Below are 16453 nucleotides of genomic sequence, written 5' to 3' on the forward strand. Positions count from 1 at the left end.
CCTCCGGCATGAACAAGATCGATCTCAATGGCCGCGTCGCGATCGTCACCGGCGGCGCGCAGGGCTTTGGCCGCGCCATCACCGAGCGCTTCGTCGCCTCCGGCGCCAAGGTCGCGATCTGGGACTTTGACTCAGGCTTGGCCGAGAAGACGGCCAAGGAGATCGGCGGCGAAACGAAAGTCTTCAAGGTCGACGTCACCGACACTGCGGAGGTGGAGCAGGCCCGCGATGCGACGCTGGCCGCCTTCGGCAAGATCGATATCCTCGTCAACAATGCCGGCATCGCCGGCGTCAACAAGCCGGTCTGGGAGACCGAGTTCGAGGAATGGCGCAAGGTGCTGCGCATCAACCTCGACGGCCCCTTCATCGTCTCAAAGGCGATCGTGCCCGAAATGCTCAAGCAGAAATACGGGCGCATCGTGAACATCGCCTCGATCGCCGGCAAGGAAGGCAACCCGAACGCCGCGCACTATTCGGCCTCCAAGGCCGGCCTGATCGCGCTGACGAAGTCGCTCGGCAAGGAGCTCGCCGCCCATGACATCCTCGTCAACGCGGTGACGCCGGCCGCCGCCAAGACCGCGATCTTCGACCAGATGACGCAGCAGCATATCGACTTCATGCTCTCGAAAATCCCGAAGGCACGCTTCGTGCTGGTGGAAGAGCTCGCCGCGATGGTGGCCTGGCTTGCATCCGAGGATTGCGCCTTCTCGACCGGTGCGGTGTTCGACATCTCGGGCGGACGCGCGACCTATTGAGGACATCATGATCCGCGAAGGTGGTTGCCTGTGCGGCGCGGTGCGGTTCAAGGCGGAGGGCGAGCCGCTCAACGTCCGCATCTGCCATTGCCGCATCTGCCAGAAGGCGATGGGATCGCCCTACTTCGCACGCGCGCAGTTCGACCAGCGCGCGCTCAGCGTCGAGGGCGAGACCGCCCGCTACGCATCGTCCGAGAACATCGACCGCGTGTTCTGCAAGCAGTGCGGCACGCGCCTGTTCGCCTGGCGGCGCAACGGCACGCTGGCAGGCGTGGCGCTCGCCACGTTCGACGATCGCAATGCCTTCGCCCCGACCGAGCACATCTGGGTGAGCGAGAAGCTCGCCTGGGTGAAGCTCAACGACGGTCTGGTGCAATATCAGACGACCATCCCAGCGTGAGGTCGCGATCAGCCTGAGGCGCCAGCCGCTTCGATGCGCCGTTCCGTCGTTGCGATCCAGATCCCGGCAAACACCGCAACGATGCCGGCCGCCAGATTCCAGCGCAGCGGCTCGTTCAGCAGCCAGGCGCCGACCAGCGATGCCGTGATCGGGTTGACCGTCACCGAGATTGCGACGCGCGTCGGCGTCGTCCGCTCCAGCGCGAAGGCCCAGAGATAGAAGGTCAGCGCCGCGCCGAAGGCACCCAGATAGAAGGCTCCTAGCCATTGCGGCATGCCGAAGCCGGCGACGGGAGCAAAGCTGTCGCGGACATACGAAAGCAGGATGAGGCAGGATGCACCCGCCGCCATGCTCATGGTCGTAAAGGCGATCGGGCTGGAGCGACGGATCAGCGGCTTCGACCAGATGCCGTAGAGCGCCATGCACAGCGCAGCCGCCATCATCAGCAGATCGCCACGCCAGGCGCCTGACGGCGCCGAGGCGAGGTCGGAGAGCAGCGCGACCGCAACGCCAAACGTCGCAGTCACGACGCCGATGGATTTGCGCCAGGTCAAGGCTTCGGCGCCGAGCGCGGCCCCGATCACGAGCGACAGCAGCGGCAGCGTCGATAGCGCGAGCGCGCCGCGCGCCGCCGTCGTGAAGATCAGCGAGGCGTTGAACAGGATCGGGAACAGCGCGAAGAAGAGAATGCCAAGTCCGACGGCGGCGGCCCAATCCCCCCGCTCCGGCCAGCGATCGCCGCGCAGCAGCGCCAGAGGCAGCAGCAGGACAAAACCGATGCCGAACCGGAACGAGCCGATCGCGAGCGGATCGAGGCTGTCGACGAGATAGCGCGTCGCGCCGACCGAGGTCCCGCCGAGCCCGCTCGACAAAACGGCAGCAAGAACGCCAATGATCTCGCCCACGAATCCTCCCATCGACTTTGCGGGCAGCATAGGAGGCGCGCCAAAACGGGGAATGGAATTTGCGTCATAGCAGGATAAGCTTTCGTCATGACCTCGCCTGATCTCGACCTCGACCTTCTGAAGGCCTTCCTCGCCGTTGCCGAGCATCGGTCGTTCACGCGCGCGGCCGCGATGTTGAACCGCACCCAATCGGCGGTGAGCGTCCAGATCAGGCGTCTCGAAGAACGGCTGGATCTCAGGCTGTTTCACCGCACGAGGTCGGGCGTGGCACTGAGCGCGGCCGGCCGGGAGCTGCTTGCCTATGCCAAGCGGCTTCTCGAGCTCAATGCAGAAGCGGTCGATGCGCTCCGCAAGCGCGAGGCCATAATCCGCCTCGGGGTGATGGACGATTACGGCACCATCGTCGTTCCATCGTTGCTGGCGCAATTCGCCAAGATCCATCCGGAGATCCGGGTCGAGATCGAGACCGGGCTGACCGCCACGATGCCGGCCCGGCTCGGCGAGGCCTATGATCTCGTCATCGCCATGCATCCGGAAGGACACGGCGAGGGCGAGCTGCTGCGGCGCGAGCAGGCGGTTTGGGCCGCAGCCGCGTCATACTCGGCTGGGGCGCCGCATGACACGCTGTCCGTTGCGCTCTATCCGCCGGGCTGCCTGTTCCGGCAATGGGCCACTGAGGCGCTTGATGCTGCCGCCCGCCCCTGGCGGCTCGCCTTCGTCAGCCGGACCCTTGCGGCGGTCGAAGCGATTGCGGCACAGGGCCTGGCCATCACGGTCGTGAAGGCCGGCACCCTGCCGCCTCGCCTCCGAGTCCTCTCGGAACGCGACGGCCTGCCGCGGCTGCCGGCCGCGGACATCCGCCTCCACCGCGCGAGCAATCTGTCGCGGCCGGCCGCATTGCTGGCAAATCATCTGCAACGGGCAATTTCGGAATCGAACGCCATATAACGATGGATCGCAGAGGTGTGTGGCCCTATACGGCCAGCTTTGCAAATCGCGCGGGCCGAAACGAAACGGATGAGCTGGTGAACATTTCCTTCTATGACCTTTCGGTGTGGGTGCTTCCCCTCGTGCTCGCCATCACCTTCCATGAGGCCGCGCATGCCTTCGTCGCGGACCGGCTCGGGGACAACACGGCCGCGCAGCTCGGCCGCGTCAGCTTCAATCCGCTGAGGCATATCGACCCGTTCGGCACTCTGATCCTGCCGGCGATGCTGCTGTTCGCGCATTCGCCGTTCCTGTTCGGCTACGCCAAGCCGGTGCCGGTAAACTTCCGCAAGCTGAACAATCCCAGGCTCGACATGGTCTGGGTAGCGCTGGCCGGACCCGCCACCAACATCCTGCTGGCGCTCGCCACCGCCCTCGCCTTCCATGCCCTGCCGCTGGTGCCCGCGAGCGCGGCGAAATGGGTTGCCGACAACCTCAAGAATGCCCTCATCATCAACGCCATCCTGGCCGTCTTCAACATGATGCCGATCCCGCCGCTGGACGGCGGCCGCGTCGCGGTCGGGCTGCTGCCGCGGGCCCTCGCCTTTCCGCTGGCCCGGCTCGAGCCGTTCGGTATGTTGATCCTGATCGGGCTCTTGATCCTGCTGCCGCTGGCGGGCTCGCAGTTAGGTCTAAATCTTGATGTTATTTCAGCAATACTGCGGACGTTGACCGGTTATGTGATTCAGGCTGTTCTCTTCCTAACCGGCAATGCGTAGTTGAACCGGAACACCCGAACACGAGCCGAAAGGCCAGAGGCCGACTTGGTCAAAGCTGCCGATATGCTGATCGCGCGACGCGCCGACACCCGCGCCCGCGCCGATTTCGCCACCTGGAAGATGATGGCTAAGCTCAACGGGGCGTCCGCGCTGCCTCCGGAGGCCCAAGAGTTCCTGAGCAGCTACAGAAACCTGTTGGCGCAGATGAGCGAGGGCGAGGCGACGGAGGCTACCATCGGTGCGATCTACAAGGCCTATTACGTCGAGATGGGGGGCGCTGGAACACCGCCCGATGTCCGTCCCCGCCAGGCCAAGCCGGCAGCGGATAATGTTACCGCTTTCCGGCGCCCGGCGCCGAAGCCGAAGAACGCTGGCTTCTTCGCGACAGGCGCGGCCAGCGGAGCCCAGAAACGCCCCCTCCCGGTCGCGCTGATCTTCGCCTGCCTGGTGGTGGTCTATGTCGGGATCCGGCTCTACTGGCGCTGAGCCGACTTCTTGTTGGCGGTCTTCTTCGATTTCTCAGGCGCGAAGTTGATCTCGAGGGTGCGCTCGAAACGCTCCTCGGTCAGTTGAACCGGAGGCGGCTCGAAAGGATCCGCCTTGCGAACCATCGAGATCGCAGCTGCATCGTAGGCGGCGTCGCCGGACGAGGCGATCACGTCGACCGAGACCACATTTCCCTTTCGGTTGAGCGCGAAACTCACCGTGACCTTCTGATTGGCGTTCTCTCTGCCTTCCGGATTGATCTGGTGCTGCTTGATACGCGCACTGATTTTCTTGTTCCAGTCCACCGTGATCTTCAGGATGTCCTTGCCGAGCCCAACCACCGGCGCCAGGGCCTTTTCGGCCTCGCGCGTTGCGTCCTCGAACGTTTGCCGGGCCATATCAACCTGCTTCGGGGCAGCCTCCATGGCGGGCGTTTCAACGGCAGCCGCCTTTGGATCGTCGTCCTGCTCCTTCTTCGCAACCTTTTCGCTGACAATGCGATCGGGATCCTCGGCCTCTTGCGGTAGATCTTGAGGAAGTTCTGTCTCCTTCAGTTCGGCCTTCTGCTCCGGAAGCTCCGGGCGCTCCTCTTGTGCCGCGGAGTCGTTTGGTCCGGTCGGCAAATCGGATTCCTGAGCCTCCGGCGAAGCCATCTCGACCGCGAACTCGGCTCCGGCCGCGCCGAGACCATCGCCGTCGTCGTCGCCGTGCAAATGCGCCAGCGCGAGCGCAGCACCGCCGAGATGCAGGGCGAGCGCGGCGGCCGCCGCCAGGATCCAGAGCTTCCGGGATGGTCTCGGTTCGTCCGCCATCGTTCCGTCTTCTTAAGGCTGGGCGGCGCCTGCCACAGGCGCCCCCGGTGCGCCTTCCAGCGCGACCAGCTTCACCCGCGTATAGCCGCCCGAGCGCAAGAGCTCCATCACGCCCATTAACTCGCCATAGGGCACCGAGCGATCGGCGCGCAGGAAAACGTACTTGTCCTTGCTCATCTCGGAAAGGCCGTCGAGGGTTCCGATCAACTCGGCCCGGTGAACGGCGTTCTCCCCGATCGCGAGCGTCAGATCGGGCTTGATGCTGAGATAGGTCGGCTTGTCCGGCTTCTTCTGCGGCGTCGCACTCGACGTCGGCAGATCGATCGGCAGGTCGACCGTGGACAGCGGCGCGGCGACCATGAAGATGATCAGCAGCACCAGGATGACGTCGATGAACGGCGTGACGTTGATGTCATGCGTTTCCGAGAAATCATCGTCGTCATCATTGTCTGCGAGGGAAACGGCCATGGTCTACTCCGCCGCGCGCGAATGCACGCTGCCGTGGCTGCGGTCGAGATCGCGCGACAGCAGCCGCCCCGCCGCGCCCGAGGCGCGGCTGACGAGCTCGAGATAGCCTTTCGTCACGCGCGAGAAGTGGTTGTAGATGATGACGGCGGGAATGGCGGCGACGAGGCCGATCGCGGTGGCGAGCAGCGCCTCGGCGATGCCGGGTGCGACCACTGCGAGGTTCGTGGTCTGCGACTTCGAGATGCCGATGAAGCTGTTCATGATGCCCCAGACCGTGCCGAACAGGCCGACGAAGGGCGAGGTCGAGCCGATGGTCGCGAGCACGCCCATGCCGATCCGGATGCGCCGCTGCTCCGCACGCACGATCTCTGAGAAGCTCGAGGCCGCGCGCTCCTTGATGCCGGCATCGCTGGACAGGCCGGCCGACATCCGCGCTTCGCGCAACGCCGCCGCAAGGAACGACGGCAGGATGCCCTCCTTGGTGCCGAGCGCCATCTGCGCTTCGGCAAGCGAGCGCGCCTCCGCAATCTTCTTCAACGCCGAACGCAGCTTGCCGGAGGCGACCGACAGCTCGATCGACTTGGCGATGAAGACGGTCCAGGTCATCAGCGAAGCGAAGGCGAGCCCGATCATCACCGCCTTCACGATGACGTCCGCCGACATGAACATCACCCAGGGCGACAATTCCTTCATGGCCGCCGCCTCGGGCTTCGCACTCGCGGGATTGGCGGCCACCGGGGCGGCGCCCACGACGGCGGGAGCCGTCGAGGCCGCAGGCGCAGCTGCCGGGGGGACGGTTCCGGCAGCGGACGGCTGAGCCGTCGATGGGGCCGGTGCCGGCGGGCTCTGCGTCTGGGCGGAAACGGGGGATGCGAGCCAGGCAGACGCCAGCATCAAGGCTGCGGCAAGGCTTGCTTGGAAGGACATGGTCTTCATACTTCGGCCCAGTAGCGAATGAGATTGTGCTAGATACCCGTCAATTTGACCGTTTCGGGATCGTCACGCCCGAGCCGTTCCACCAGCGCCTGAATCGCGGTGTCGAGGTCAAAGATCATGCTCCGGGCTTGATTGTCCCGTATCATGCTCTGAAGCCAGAAGAAAGACGCAACCCGCGTCGCCCTGGTCACGGGAGCGATGAGAGGTGCTGGAGGATAGAGCACAAGGCCCTCCAATTCCTGTCGTTCACACGCGTCGAACGAATGTCGGCTGTTGGTATCGGCCACACAATTGCAGGTCAATGCGTGCCGTTCGCGAGAACCCTTGAATAGATCAAGATCAAAACGATTCTAAACTGCCCCGCTCTCTGAGCGAAGGGTGCGTCCTAGACGCAAATCGATTGCTGGCCACTCGATCGCCGCTCTGGGTTTCATCAGCCACAGCAACTCGTCGACGGTCTTCTGCGCAACGGCGCGCACGCGATCGGTGCTGTCCATGCCGGCGATGTTGGCGCCGTTGACGACGGCTTTGATCTCGTCGCGAAAGTCGGTGAGAAAGCACAAGGGATCGCGCTGCTCGTTGGCGACACGCGCGATCAATCCCTTTCAGAATCTGGCACGCGATCAGCTTGCCGTTCAGCTCGTCCAGGCTTTGCTCCGTCGATGCGGCGCCGAAATGGACGATGCCGAAATCCAGGGTAACCGAAACGGCCCACGACGCGACTTAGCACCGTTCTTGCGGCAGATCCGAAAGGCGGCGCGGCGCGGGGCCGGTCGTCCCGAGCACACTGCTCCGCGCGCTGCGGAAGACTTGCACGCCGGCCGGTCGCGGCGGGAAAACGCGGCATTGCACGTCGCCGCGCCAGCGAGCTGCCTACACGGTGCAAAGCTTTCCAATTGTTTAGGATTCTCACCCGATAGTGCTGTTTACTCTGGAAGTTGGCGTGTATTATACATCATGCTGGAACCGTACGATTGCCCCGATAGTCGTAGCCGAGGGCATACGAGCCGACACGAGACGACATGAACAAGTCCCGGCCGATCCTTTGGCTTCTGATCATCGCGGCCGTGGCTTCTGCGGGCTATTATGGTTGGCAGAAATTCGGCACGTCCGAGGCTGGAAAAACCCAGACCGCACAAAAAGGCCCGCCTCGCCCCTCCGCCGTCCCGGTCAGCGTTGCGCCGGTTCAGAAGACCGACTTTCCGGTCTATCTCACTGGTCTCGGCACGGTTCAGGGCTTTAACACGGTCCAGGTCCGAAGCCGTGTGGATGGCCAGATCGACAAGCTCGAATTCAGGGAAGGCCAGATCGTCAAGCAGGGCGATCTCCTGGTTTCGATCGATCCCCGTCCCTATCAGGCCGCGCTTGACCAAGCCAAGGCCAAGAAGGCGCAGGACGAGGCCAGTCTCGCCAATGCCAATCTCGAACTCCAGCGCGCCACGAAGCTCGGCGAATTCGCCACCGCCCAGCGCGTCGACACACAGCGCTCCACCGTCGCTCAGCTCACCGCCCAGATCGCCGCCGACGATGCCGCGATCTCCAACGCCCAGACCCAGCTCGATTACACCCAGATCAAGGCGCCGATCACCGGCGTGGCAGGCCTGCGTCAGGTCGACATCGGCAACATCGTCAACGCTTCGTCGCAGACCGCCATCGTCACGATCTCGCAGGTCGAGCCGATCGCCGTGATCTTCACCGCGCCGGAAGACCAGCTCCCCTATATCAGCGAGGGCCAGAAGGCCGGCGCGCTCAAGGTGATCGCCTTCACCACCGACGGCAAGAGGACGCTGGCCGAGGGCAAGCTCGCTGTGATCAACAACCAGGTCGACGCGAGCAGCGGCACGATCCGGCTCAAGGCGGTGTTCGACAACAAGGAAAGAACGCTGTGGCCGGGCCAATCGGTCTCGACGCGGCTCCTGGTGCGAACGCTGAATGATGCGACGGTCGTTCCGGATGACGCGGTCCAGCGCTCCACCAACGGGCTCTATGCCTATACGGTCAACCAGGACAACAAGGCCGAACTGCACAAGATCAAGGTCAGCTATGGCATCGACGGTCATTCGGTCATCGAGGAAGGATTGAGCCCCGGTCAGCAGGTGATCGTCGGTGGACAGTTCAAGGTGCAGCCCGGAAGCCTGGTGTCGACGGCGGTAGCAAGCTCGGATCCGACCCAGAACAAGGTTCGACAGCAATGATCGGGGGCGGGATTTCGGCGCCTTTCATCCGATATCCCATCGGCACCTCGCTGCTGATGGCCGGCATTCTCTTCGTCGGCCTGGTCGCCTATCCCCTGCTCCCGGTCGCGCCCCTGCCGCAGGTGGACTTTCCGACCATTCAGGTCACCGCCAATTTGCCCGGCGGCAGCCCCGAGACCATGGCTTCGTCGGTGGCGCAGCCGCTCGAGCGGCAATTCGCCCAGATTCCTGGCATCGCGCAGATGACCTCGACGAGCTATCTGGGCACGGCGTCGATCACCATCCAATTCGACCTCAACCGCAACATCGACGGCGCCGCCAACGACGTACAGGGTGCCATCAACGCGGCCAGCGGCCAGTTGCCGAGGAACCTGCCGTCGCCCCCGACCTACCGCAAGGTCAACCCCGCCGACGCGCCGATCCTGCTACTGTCGGCGACATCGGAGACGCTGCCGCTGACCAGCGTCAGCGATGCCGTCGACACCCAGCTCGCCCAGCAGATCAGCCAGCTCTCGGGCGTCGCCCAGGTCTTCATCGGCGGCCAGCAGAAACCCTCGATCCGCATTCAGGTCGATCCCGCAAAGCTGGTCGCCAAGGGCTTGTCGATGGAGGACATCCGCAGCCAGATCGCGATCACCACGGTCGACAGCCCCAAGGGCAATATCGACGGCGAGAAGCGGGCCTATACGATCTACGCCAACGACCAGCTCACCCACGCGAAGGACTGGAACGACGTCATCATCGCCTATCGCAACGGCGCTCCGTTGCGAATCCGCGATATCGGCCAAGCGGTCACCGCTGCCGAAGACGCCAAGCAGGCGGCGTGGGCCAACGGCAAGCGCGGCGTGTTCCTGGTGATCTTCAAGCAGCCCGGCGCCAACGTCATCGAAACCGTCGACAGGATCAAGGCGACACTCCCTCGTCTCGTGGCGGCGATCCCGCCCGCGATCAAGATCGAGCTCATCAGCGACCGCACCGCGACCATCCGTGCCGCGGTCGAGGACGTCCAGTTCACGCTGCTCTTGACCATTGTGCTCGTGGTCATGGTCATCTTCATCTTCCTGCGCAGCTTCTGGGCGACGGTCATTCCTACCGTCACGGTTCCGCTGGCGCTGCTGGGCGCGTGCGCCCTGATGTGGCCGGTGGGTTATTCGCTCGACAATCTGTCGCTGATGGCGCTCACCATCGCGGTCGGTTTCGTGGTCGACGACGCCATCGTGATGCTCGAGAACATCACGCGCTACATCGAGGAAGGCGACTCGCCGATGGAGGCCGCCTTCAAGGGCTCCAAGGAAATCGGCTTCACGATCGTCTCCATCAGCATCTCGCTGGTCGCGGTGCTGATCCCGCTGCTCCTGATGGGCGGCATTATCGGGCGCCTGTTCCGCGAATTCGCCGTGGTGCTGGCGATGACGATCTTCGTTTCGATGTTCGTATCGCTGACGCTGACGCCGATGATGGCCTCACGCTTCCTGCGCGCCCATGGCGAGGTGCAGCACGGCCGCTTCTATCAATGGAGCGAGCGCGCCTTCGACGCGATGCTGCGCGGCTACGAATATGTGCTCGATCACGCCCTCGCCTGGCGGCGCACCACGCTCGCGATCTTCTTCGTCACGCTCGGCCTGTCGATCTACCTGTTCGTGCTGATCCCCAAGGGCTTCTTCCCGCAGCAGGACGTCGGCCTGATCACGGCCACGTCTGAAGCCTCGCAGGACATCTCGTTCAAGGAGATGGTGAGACGCCAGGAGCAACTCGGCAAGATCATCCTGGCCGATCCCGACGTTGCCAGCGTTGCCATGTCGATCGGCGGCAGCGGCCGTGCCGGCAACAACGGCAACCTGTTCATCACGCTGAAGCCGCGCAATGAGCGTGACGCATCGGCCCAGCAGATCATCGCGCGTCTGCGTCCGCAGTTCGACAAGGTCCAAGGCGCCCGCCTCTACATGCAGGCGGCCCAGGACGTGCGGCTCGGCGGCCGACCCACGCGCACTCAGTTCGAATTCACGCTGCAAGACGCCAATCTGGACGAGCTGAACGAATGGGCGCCGAAGATCCTCGCCAAGATGCAGACACTGCCGGAGCTGCGCGACGTCGCGACCGACCAGCAGACGCAGGGCACGACGGTCCAGCTCAAGATCAACCGCGACACCGCCGCCCGCTACGGCATCCAGCCCCAGCTGATCGACGACACGCTGTATGATTCCTTCGGACAGCGGCAGGTCACGCAATATTTCACGCAGCTCAACACCTACAAGGTGATCCTGGAAGTCCTGCCGGAGATGCAGGGCGATCTCGAGACGCTGAACAAGCTCTACGTGAAATCGCCGCTGACCGGCGACCAGGTGCCGCTGTCGACCTTCGCGAGCTGGACCACCGATCCGGTCCGCCCGCTCTCGATCAGCCATCAGGGCCAGTTCCCGTCGATCACGATCAGCTTCAATCTCGCGCAAGGCGTCGCGCTCGGCCAGGCCACCGAGGCCGTGCAGAAGGCGATGGCGGAGCTCGGGACGCCGCCCACGCTGAATTCGAGCTTCCAGGGCACCGCGCAGGCATTCCAGCAATCGCTCGGCACCGTGCCGCTCCTGATCCTCGCCGCGCTGGTCGTGGTCTATCTGATCCTCGGCATTCTCTACGAGAGCTACATCCATCCGATCACGATTCTGTCGACGCTACCCTCGGCCGGCGTCGGCGCGCTCGCGATCCTGATGGCGGCCGGATTCGACTTCAGCCTGATCGCGCTGATCGGCATCATCCTCCTGATCGGCATCGTGAAGAAGAACGGCATCATGATGGTGGACTTCGCGATTGCCGCCGAGCGCGACGAGCACAAGACGCCGGAGGAATCGATCCGCCAGGCCGCACTGCTGCGCTTCCGTCCGATCATGATGACGACGATGGCGGCCCTGCTCGGCGGCGTGCCCCTCATGCTCGGCCACGGCACCGGCGCCGAAATCCGCCAGCCGCTCGGCTACGCCATGGTCGGCGGCCTGATCGTCAGCCAGGCGCTGACGCTGTTCACCACGCCGGTCGTCTATCTCTATCTCGACCAGCTCAACAACTGGTTCTCGACCTGGGGCCGTTCGGACGACGAAGGCGAGGAGACGCCCGAGCACCGCAGCGTCAAGGAAGCCGCCGAGTAAGCTTGCGCCGCGCCTGCCGCGACGCTACAGCGAGACCCCGGTTCGCAAATGCGGTTTCCCATGCCTGTGCAATCCAGACTTGTCGCCCTTGTCGCTGCTGTCCTGTTGTCAGCGGGCGCAGCACACGCCCAGCAGGGCGCCAAGAAGAACGCCGCGCCCGCCCCGGCCGCGCAGCCCGCGCCTGCCCCGACGCAGGCGCAGGCTGACGGGGCTTCCGGACAGCCCGGCTGGATCGTCCGCTGCACCAGCGCAAGCCGCGACGCGGCGCTCGAATGCGCCATGGAGCAGAACGCGGTGCTGACCAAGACCGGCCAGACCGTCGTCCTGATCAACATCCGCATCGCGCCCGACACCCGCACGCCGATCGCGCTTCTGCAATTGCCGCTCGGCCTCAACCTTCCCGTCGGGGCCAAGCTCCAGGTCGACGAAGGCAAGGCGTTCGATCTCCAGATCCAGACCTGCGAGAACCGCGGCTGCTACGCCTCGACCCCGGTTGCGCCGGACCTGCTCACCGCCTTGCGGTCGGGCAAGCAGCTGAAGGTCTCGTTCCAGAACATGGCCAAGGAGACGATCGCGATCCCGATGCCGCTCGGCGATTTCGCTTCCGCCTACGACAAGATCAAGTAGCGGGCCCCCTCACGTCACGATGTCGCTCGCCCGAAGCAGCGTGGTGAAGCCTCCATAGATCATGCGCTTGCCGTCGAACGGCATGCCTTCCATTTTCAGCCGCGGATCCGCCATCACCTTCTTGTTGATGGCATCGCGGCTCTCGCGGTCCCGATAGACGATCCAGGCGAACACCACGATCTCGTCCTCCTTCGCGATCACCGCGCGCGGAAACGAGGTGAGCTCTCCATAGGGAACGTCATCGCCGATGCATTCGACATAATCGAGCGCGCCGTGTTCCATCCAGATGGCGCAGGCGGTCGTCGCCATCGCCTTGTAGGCCTCGATGTTGTCCTTCGGCACGGCGAGAACGAAACCATCGACATAGGGCATTTGCGGATCTCCTTGGGTTGTGCAGCCCAAGGACGATAGAGCGGGCCGCGATCCGACTTGGAAACGCGAATGTCAGGTGAGGCAAACCGCCGCGTGTGGTGATGTGGCGATGAACCTGGCGTCTACGCCCGAACGGTTTGGAACCGCACCGTGGGGAAAACCGCCCGGAATTGGCTGGGGAACCTGGATTCGAACCAAGACAAACAGAGTCAGAGTCTGTTGTGCTACCGTTACACCATTCCCCACCGAAGCGCTTGAAATTGCTCAGCTTTCTTCGGAGGTTTTGCAAGGCCGGCTGAAAGGTTTGCAAATCAGCAGCTTGCAGGCCGGTCATATAGCCGCCTCGGCGTTCTGGGTCTAGTCCGAAAGCTACCAAAACAGACCGAATGCCGGCTCCGGCTGACGGCCTGTTTTCGGCTACAGATCGTTAGCCGCGCCAGACGCCTTTTTCTGGCTTGAGTGGCTTCCCTTTTCGTGCGGCTCGTCCGGGATCGTTCATGCCGTTCGCTCCCATGCGCGCGCTCAGGATTGCCCCGCAGTCCCTTCGAAATACCCATCGCGCCTCAGGTCCAGCCAGTGCGGGAAACCTCCCTTGCACCTCTGGCCCAATCTCCGCTGCGGCAGTCAAGCAGGGCCCGGTTCATGCGGATAACCGTACCTCCCGACGACGACACGTTGCGGGGACTGAAAGCCGCGCAACATGTCCGCATGTCGTCAGACGCCCAGAGATATTCGATCGAGAACCAGATGGCGGCGATCGCCGCACACGCAGCCCGGCGGCACATCACCATCGTGCGCACCTATGCTGACGCCGGCCGGAGCGGGCTTCGCATTCGGGGACTGGACGGGCTGCAGGATCTGATCCGCGATGTTCAGCTCGGCCGAGCCGATTTCGACTGCGTGCTGGGGTACGACATCACCCGGTGGGAGCGATTTCAGGATGTCGATGCGATCTCCAAGGGCGCGATCACTCATAGCGCTGCCAAGGACCAACGAATTCGACAACTGCGGCGGTTGGTTTCGATCGGCACCTCCACCGGCACCATCACAGCGCCCCATCCGGATCAACTTTTACCGGTACTGCGCAGGGCGGCATCAGTGCCGCCTTCGGCCTTCTTCAGCCTACCATCGTCGCGAAAAGCTGTTGCGGATCATCTAATCTATCGCCCGCTGACGTAGAAATACAGATAGCTGGGGCATCCAGAGGGATATGTCGGTTCGGGCTGGCCACGGGCGCGGTCCTCCCAATAGGCAACTCGGCATTCTGACTCTTTCAGGTTTTCGCGCGTATCGATGTATAGACTGCCAACTTTCAAGAGCGCGGCGACCAATGACAAAAGCCCAAAATACCTAAGAAAAAGACGCCAACCGTCGTCCTCGACCTTGTCCATAGACACATACTCGGATAGCGGGCGCAAGTTATCACCGCAACCGTTAACAAGGCAACAGAGGACGCCCAAGCTGACCGGAAAAGCCTGAGCAATAGGTCGCTCAATCGCTCGTAGCCACCAAGAAGCGGTATCAGGCTGCTAAGAAGGCCAAGACTGGCGTCCCCTCGGGCGGTAATCGCCGTCATCCACGAGCGTGAATCGTCACAGAATTGGAGGCGGTCCCTGGTTCAACGATTGGTCAGCTTGAGAGGTGATGTGGGACGCAAGGTCAAGACAATCGCTGATCAATCGTTCCCCATGGTGCTAGGCCGAATACGGGAAGCTTGCCCTTTTGCGCGATACGAGCGATTCGATCGCTAGTCCTTCAACGCATCTATGTAGGGTCGATATTTCTGAGAGAGCCTACGAAGAGTATCGACGATCTTCTGCTTTTTCTCCGGCGGCAAATCTGGCTGAGACGCGAGCTTCTCCAGTTTAGATTCCACGGACACCCAAAAAGCCGAACCGCCCATCGCGGCGAATTTGTCCTCAGCCGTCGAAACGAGAATTGCCAAGGAGAAATAGACGAAAACGATCGCTGCAACAGTGACCGCGCAAACCTTTATCAAGAAAATTCCCAGTGGTGAAAACTGGCTGGATGTCACTCTCCCCACAGCGCCCTCAACGTCCGTCACTTGCATCCCCATGCCTCGCTCTGCCTTGTTACCTCAATAGCACAGGCGCAACCACGGATGGAAGGCCACTCCAAAACAGGTTGCAACGAGGAATTGCGAGGCAATATGCTTTGCCCAGCCTTATCATCCGTTTGAAGCCCTTTGAGAATGTCTTCCGCTATCGTAAAATCCAGACCCAGCAACCAGGCCATTCAATCAGGAATCCTGTTTGCTGTCGCGGCGGCGGTCCCAATATACGTTGTTTCGAGCTTCTTGATTGCAGCCACTTATGCTTATCCTGAATCTGATGATTACTGCCTTTTCTACAATTACCGGGACAACGGCCTAGTCGGATCAATCGGCGACTTCTATCGAACGCTCGTCGGTCGGGTCGTACCGTTGATCTTGATCACAATACCAGGAATAATAACCCGCGGTTCAGTTCAGCACCTCGTCGAAGTCTACCCTTCAGTACTCATTGCTTTTGCCCTGCTTTTTGCAGGGTCAATGGTATGGGTTGCGGTACGTTTGTATCGGCATGTCCCAGCCGATCGGCTCGGTTATCTGTCTCTCAGCCTCGTCGCGACGGTTTTTGCAAGCTGCGAGGATCCTCGCGAATTGCTGTACTGGCTGCCTGGTGTCGCTTGCTATGCGGTCCCGGCGGCGCTGGTCGCTATCGTTTTGGCAGAGCTCTATGTCAGCGCCGCGGAGGGCGACGAACTCTCCCCCCTGAAGACCAGCACGCTTGCTGCATTTTCGTTTGTTTCAGCACTGTGCAACGAATTTACGCCAATCTGGTTGATCGGAATTGTCCTCGGCTCTTTTCTCTTCAGGCGACTATCAGGCCATCCGCGCCCCCAATCTGCAGCACATCTCGTATTGCTGGCAGCCACGTTGGCGGGATTCGCTATCCTTCTTGGTGCGCCAGCAAACTCCGTGAGAATGGGGCAGTTCCCAGCCGCCGGGAATGTGTTAGGAGCTCTACTTGAGGCCGCCAAACGGGCGCCCTTGGATTGGACGAGAGCGCTCGTCATCGCAATGCCGTGGGCGCTGGCGGCCCACCTTTGCGCGGCTTCTTTCCATCGCAAGCCGCGTAATGTCGCGGCGCAAGCGTTTTTGTTCGCTGGTCTGGCAGTTTTTCTCTTCGGCAGCTCATACGTCGCGCACTTCGTTGGGTATTTCGCGACGGGCACCCATCTAGCTCCTAGAGCAAACAATCAAGTGCTGATTTTACTAATCGTTGGTTTTGCCTGCGGCTTCGCCGGGATTGGGTCTCTTCTTTCGTTTGGCAAACTCAATACGATCAGCATCGCCGTGGCATGTATGTTTCTCACCGTGCCGATCTTAAGCGGAACTGGTTTCAAGCTGATGCAGGCCGAATGGCCTCTCTTTAATGCTTTCCGGACAGAGACTCTGCACCGCGAGAAGCTAATGCTAACAGCGACAGAGCCTGATCTTGCTGTTCCTAGCTTCACTGTCCGCCCAACGTTACTTGTCGGTCAGGATCTGTCGACGAGCCCAGATCGTCTCCCGAACGACTGTGTCGCGGCGGCTTACAAGTTGAAGACCGTCGTGTTGCAATGACAGAGGAAATCCGGCCGACCGCG

16 protein-coding genes, 1 tRNA gene and 2 pseudogenes are annotated in these 16453 nt (G+C 62.5%); 10 read left to right on the plus strand and 9 right to left on the minus strand.

Features of this window, described 5'->3' with window-relative positions; translation table 11 throughout:
- Positions 1-8: 8 nt before the first annotated feature.
- Together ACM43_RS37750 and ACM43_RS37755 are read left to right on the plus strand one after the other, a co-directional pair.
- On the plus strand, positions 9-755 hold the full coding sequence (locus tag ACM43_RS37750) for an SDR family NAD(P)-dependent oxidoreductase (protein ID WP_271547160.1): 747 nt from the start codon (positions 9-11) through the stop codon (positions 753-755).
- 7 nt (positions 756-762) lie between these two features.
- Positions 763-1155, plus strand: coding sequence for a GFA family protein (locus ACM43_RS37755; RefSeq protein ID WP_271547161.1), 393 nt, complete (start codon positions 763-765; stop codon positions 1153-1155).
- Positions 1156-1163: 8 nt separating this feature from the next.
- On the opposite strand, the gene ACM43_RS37760 is transcribed toward ACM43_RS37755, so the two are convergent.
- On the minus strand, positions 1164-2060 hold the full coding sequence (locus tag ACM43_RS37760; RefSeq protein ID WP_271547162.1) for a DMT family transporter: 897 nt from the start codon (positions 2058-2060) through the stop codon (positions 1164-1166).
- Positions 2061-2147: 87 nt separating this feature from the next.
- On the opposite strand from ACM43_RS37760, the gene ACM43_RS37765 reads away from it, so the two are divergent.
- From ACM43_RS37765 to ACM43_RS37775, 3 genes are all read left to right on the plus strand, one after another.
- Entirely contained in the window at positions 2148-3008 is an 861-nt protein-coding gene (locus ACM43_RS37765; RefSeq protein WP_271547163.1) for a LysR family transcriptional regulator, read from the plus strand.
- A 77-nt stretch (positions 3009-3085) separates the two neighbouring features.
- Entirely contained in the window at positions 3086-3766 is a 681-nt protein-coding gene (locus ACM43_RS37770) for a site-2 protease family protein (protein ID WP_271547164.1), read from the plus strand.
- Positions 3767-3829: 63 nt separating this feature from the next.
- Positions 3830-4252 (plus strand): hypothetical protein, encoded by a 423-nt coding sequence (locus tag ACM43_RS37775; protein WP_271547278.1) that lies wholly within the window; start codon positions 3830-3832, stop codon positions 4250-4252.
- Here the strand turns inward: ACM43_RS37775 and ACM43_RS37780 are convergent.
- The 5 genes and pseudogenes from ACM43_RS37780 to ACM43_RS37800 form a co-directional block, all read right to left on the minus strand.
- Complete coding sequence (locus tag ACM43_RS37780; RefSeq protein WP_271547165.1) at positions 4240-5064, minus strand: energy transducer TonB; 825 nt, start codon at positions 5062-5064, stop codon at positions 4240-4242. The two genes, ACM43_RS37775 and ACM43_RS37780, sit on opposite strands and share 13 nt — an antisense overlap.
- A gap of 12 nt (positions 5065-5076) precedes the next feature.
- The gene (gene exbD / locus ACM43_RS37785) at positions 5077-5532 is read right to left on the minus strand and encodes a TonB system transport protein ExbD (protein WP_036001202.1); all 456 of its coding nucleotides are present in this window, start codon (positions 5530-5532) and stop codon (positions 5077-5079) included.
- Between the two features lie 3 nt (positions 5533-5535).
- The gene (gene exbB, locus ACM43_RS37790) at positions 5536-6468 is read right to left on the minus strand and encodes a tonB-system energizer ExbB (RefSeq protein WP_157282259.1); all 933 of its coding nucleotides are present in this window, start codon (positions 6466-6468) and stop codon (positions 5536-5538) included.
- A 29-nt stretch (positions 6469-6497) separates the two neighbouring features.
- Positions 6498-6692 (minus strand): annotated as a pseudogene (locus ACM43_RS37795) (PKHD-type hydroxylase); the annotation flags it as partial.
- 126 nt (positions 6693-6818) lie between these two features.
- Positions 6819-7116: pseudogene (locus tag ACM43_RS37800) on the minus strand (hypothetical protein).
- A 374-nt stretch (positions 7117-7490) separates the two neighbouring features.
- Here ACM43_RS37800 and ACM43_RS37805 point away from each other — a divergent pair.
- Genes ACM43_RS37805 through ACM43_RS37815 form a run of 3 tightly spaced genes read left to right on the plus strand, consistent with a single transcriptional unit; the run spans position 7491 to position 12430 of the window.
- Positions 7491-8663 carry an efflux RND transporter periplasmic adaptor subunit gene (locus ACM43_RS37805; protein ID WP_271547166.1) on the plus strand — a complete coding sequence of 391 codons (1173 nt, stop codon included), beginning with the start codon at positions 7491-7493 and terminating at the stop codon, positions 8661-8663.
- Positions 8660-11803, plus strand: a complete 3144-nt coding sequence (locus ACM43_RS37810; protein ID WP_157282260.1) for a multidrug efflux RND transporter permease subunit — start codon at positions 8660-8662, stop codon at positions 11801-11803. The genes ACM43_RS37805 and ACM43_RS37810 overlap by 4 nt, the downstream gene beginning before the upstream one ends.
- A gap of 60 nt (positions 11804-11863) precedes the next feature.
- Positions 11864-12430, plus strand: a complete 567-nt coding sequence (locus ACM43_RS37815) for an invasion associated locus B family protein (protein WP_157282261.1) — start codon at positions 11864-11866, stop codon at positions 12428-12430.
- 9 nt (positions 12431-12439) lie between these two features.
- Here the strand turns inward: ACM43_RS37815 and ACM43_RS37820 are convergent, their stop codons facing one another.
- Together ACM43_RS37820 and ACM43_RS37825 are read right to left on the minus strand one after the other, a co-directional pair.
- Positions 12440-12802 (minus strand): DUF1428 domain-containing protein, encoded by a 363-nt coding sequence (locus ACM43_RS37820; RefSeq protein ID WP_271547167.1) that lies wholly within the window; start codon positions 12800-12802, stop codon positions 12440-12442.
- A gap of 171 nt (positions 12803-12973) precedes the next feature.
- Positions 12974-13047: transfer RNA gene (locus ACM43_RS37825), tRNA-Gln, on the minus strand.
- A gap of 397 nt (positions 13048-13444) precedes the next feature.
- On the opposite strand from ACM43_RS37825, the gene ACM43_RS37830 reads away from it, so the two are divergent.
- The gene (locus ACM43_RS37830; RefSeq protein WP_271547168.1) at positions 13445-13981 is read left to right on the plus strand and encodes a recombinase family protein; all 537 of its coding nucleotides are present in this window, start codon (positions 13445-13447) and stop codon (positions 13979-13981) included.
- 568 nt (positions 13982-14549) lie between these two features.
- Here the strand turns inward: ACM43_RS37830 and ACM43_RS37835 are convergent.
- Positions 14550-14879: a hypothetical protein gene (locus ACM43_RS37835; RefSeq protein ID WP_271547169.1), complete on the minus strand. Its 330-nt coding sequence runs from the start codon at positions 14877-14879 to the stop codon at positions 14550-14552.
- Positions 14880-15014: 135 nt separating this feature from the next.
- Between ACM43_RS37835 and ACM43_RS37840 the strand changes: the two genes are divergently transcribed.
- Positions 15015-16430 (plus strand): DUF6056 family protein, encoded by a 1416-nt coding sequence (locus ACM43_RS37840; RefSeq protein WP_271547170.1) that lies wholly within the window; start codon positions 15015-15017, stop codon positions 16428-16430.
- The last annotated feature ends 23 nt before the right edge of the window (positions 16431-16453 follow it).

This window comes from Bradyrhizobium sp. CCBAU 45321 (assembly GCF_028128975.1).
GTDB classification, from domain to species: domain Bacteria; phylum Pseudomonadota; class Alphaproteobacteria; order Rhizobiales; family Xanthobacteraceae; genus Bradyrhizobium; species Bradyrhizobium yuanmingense.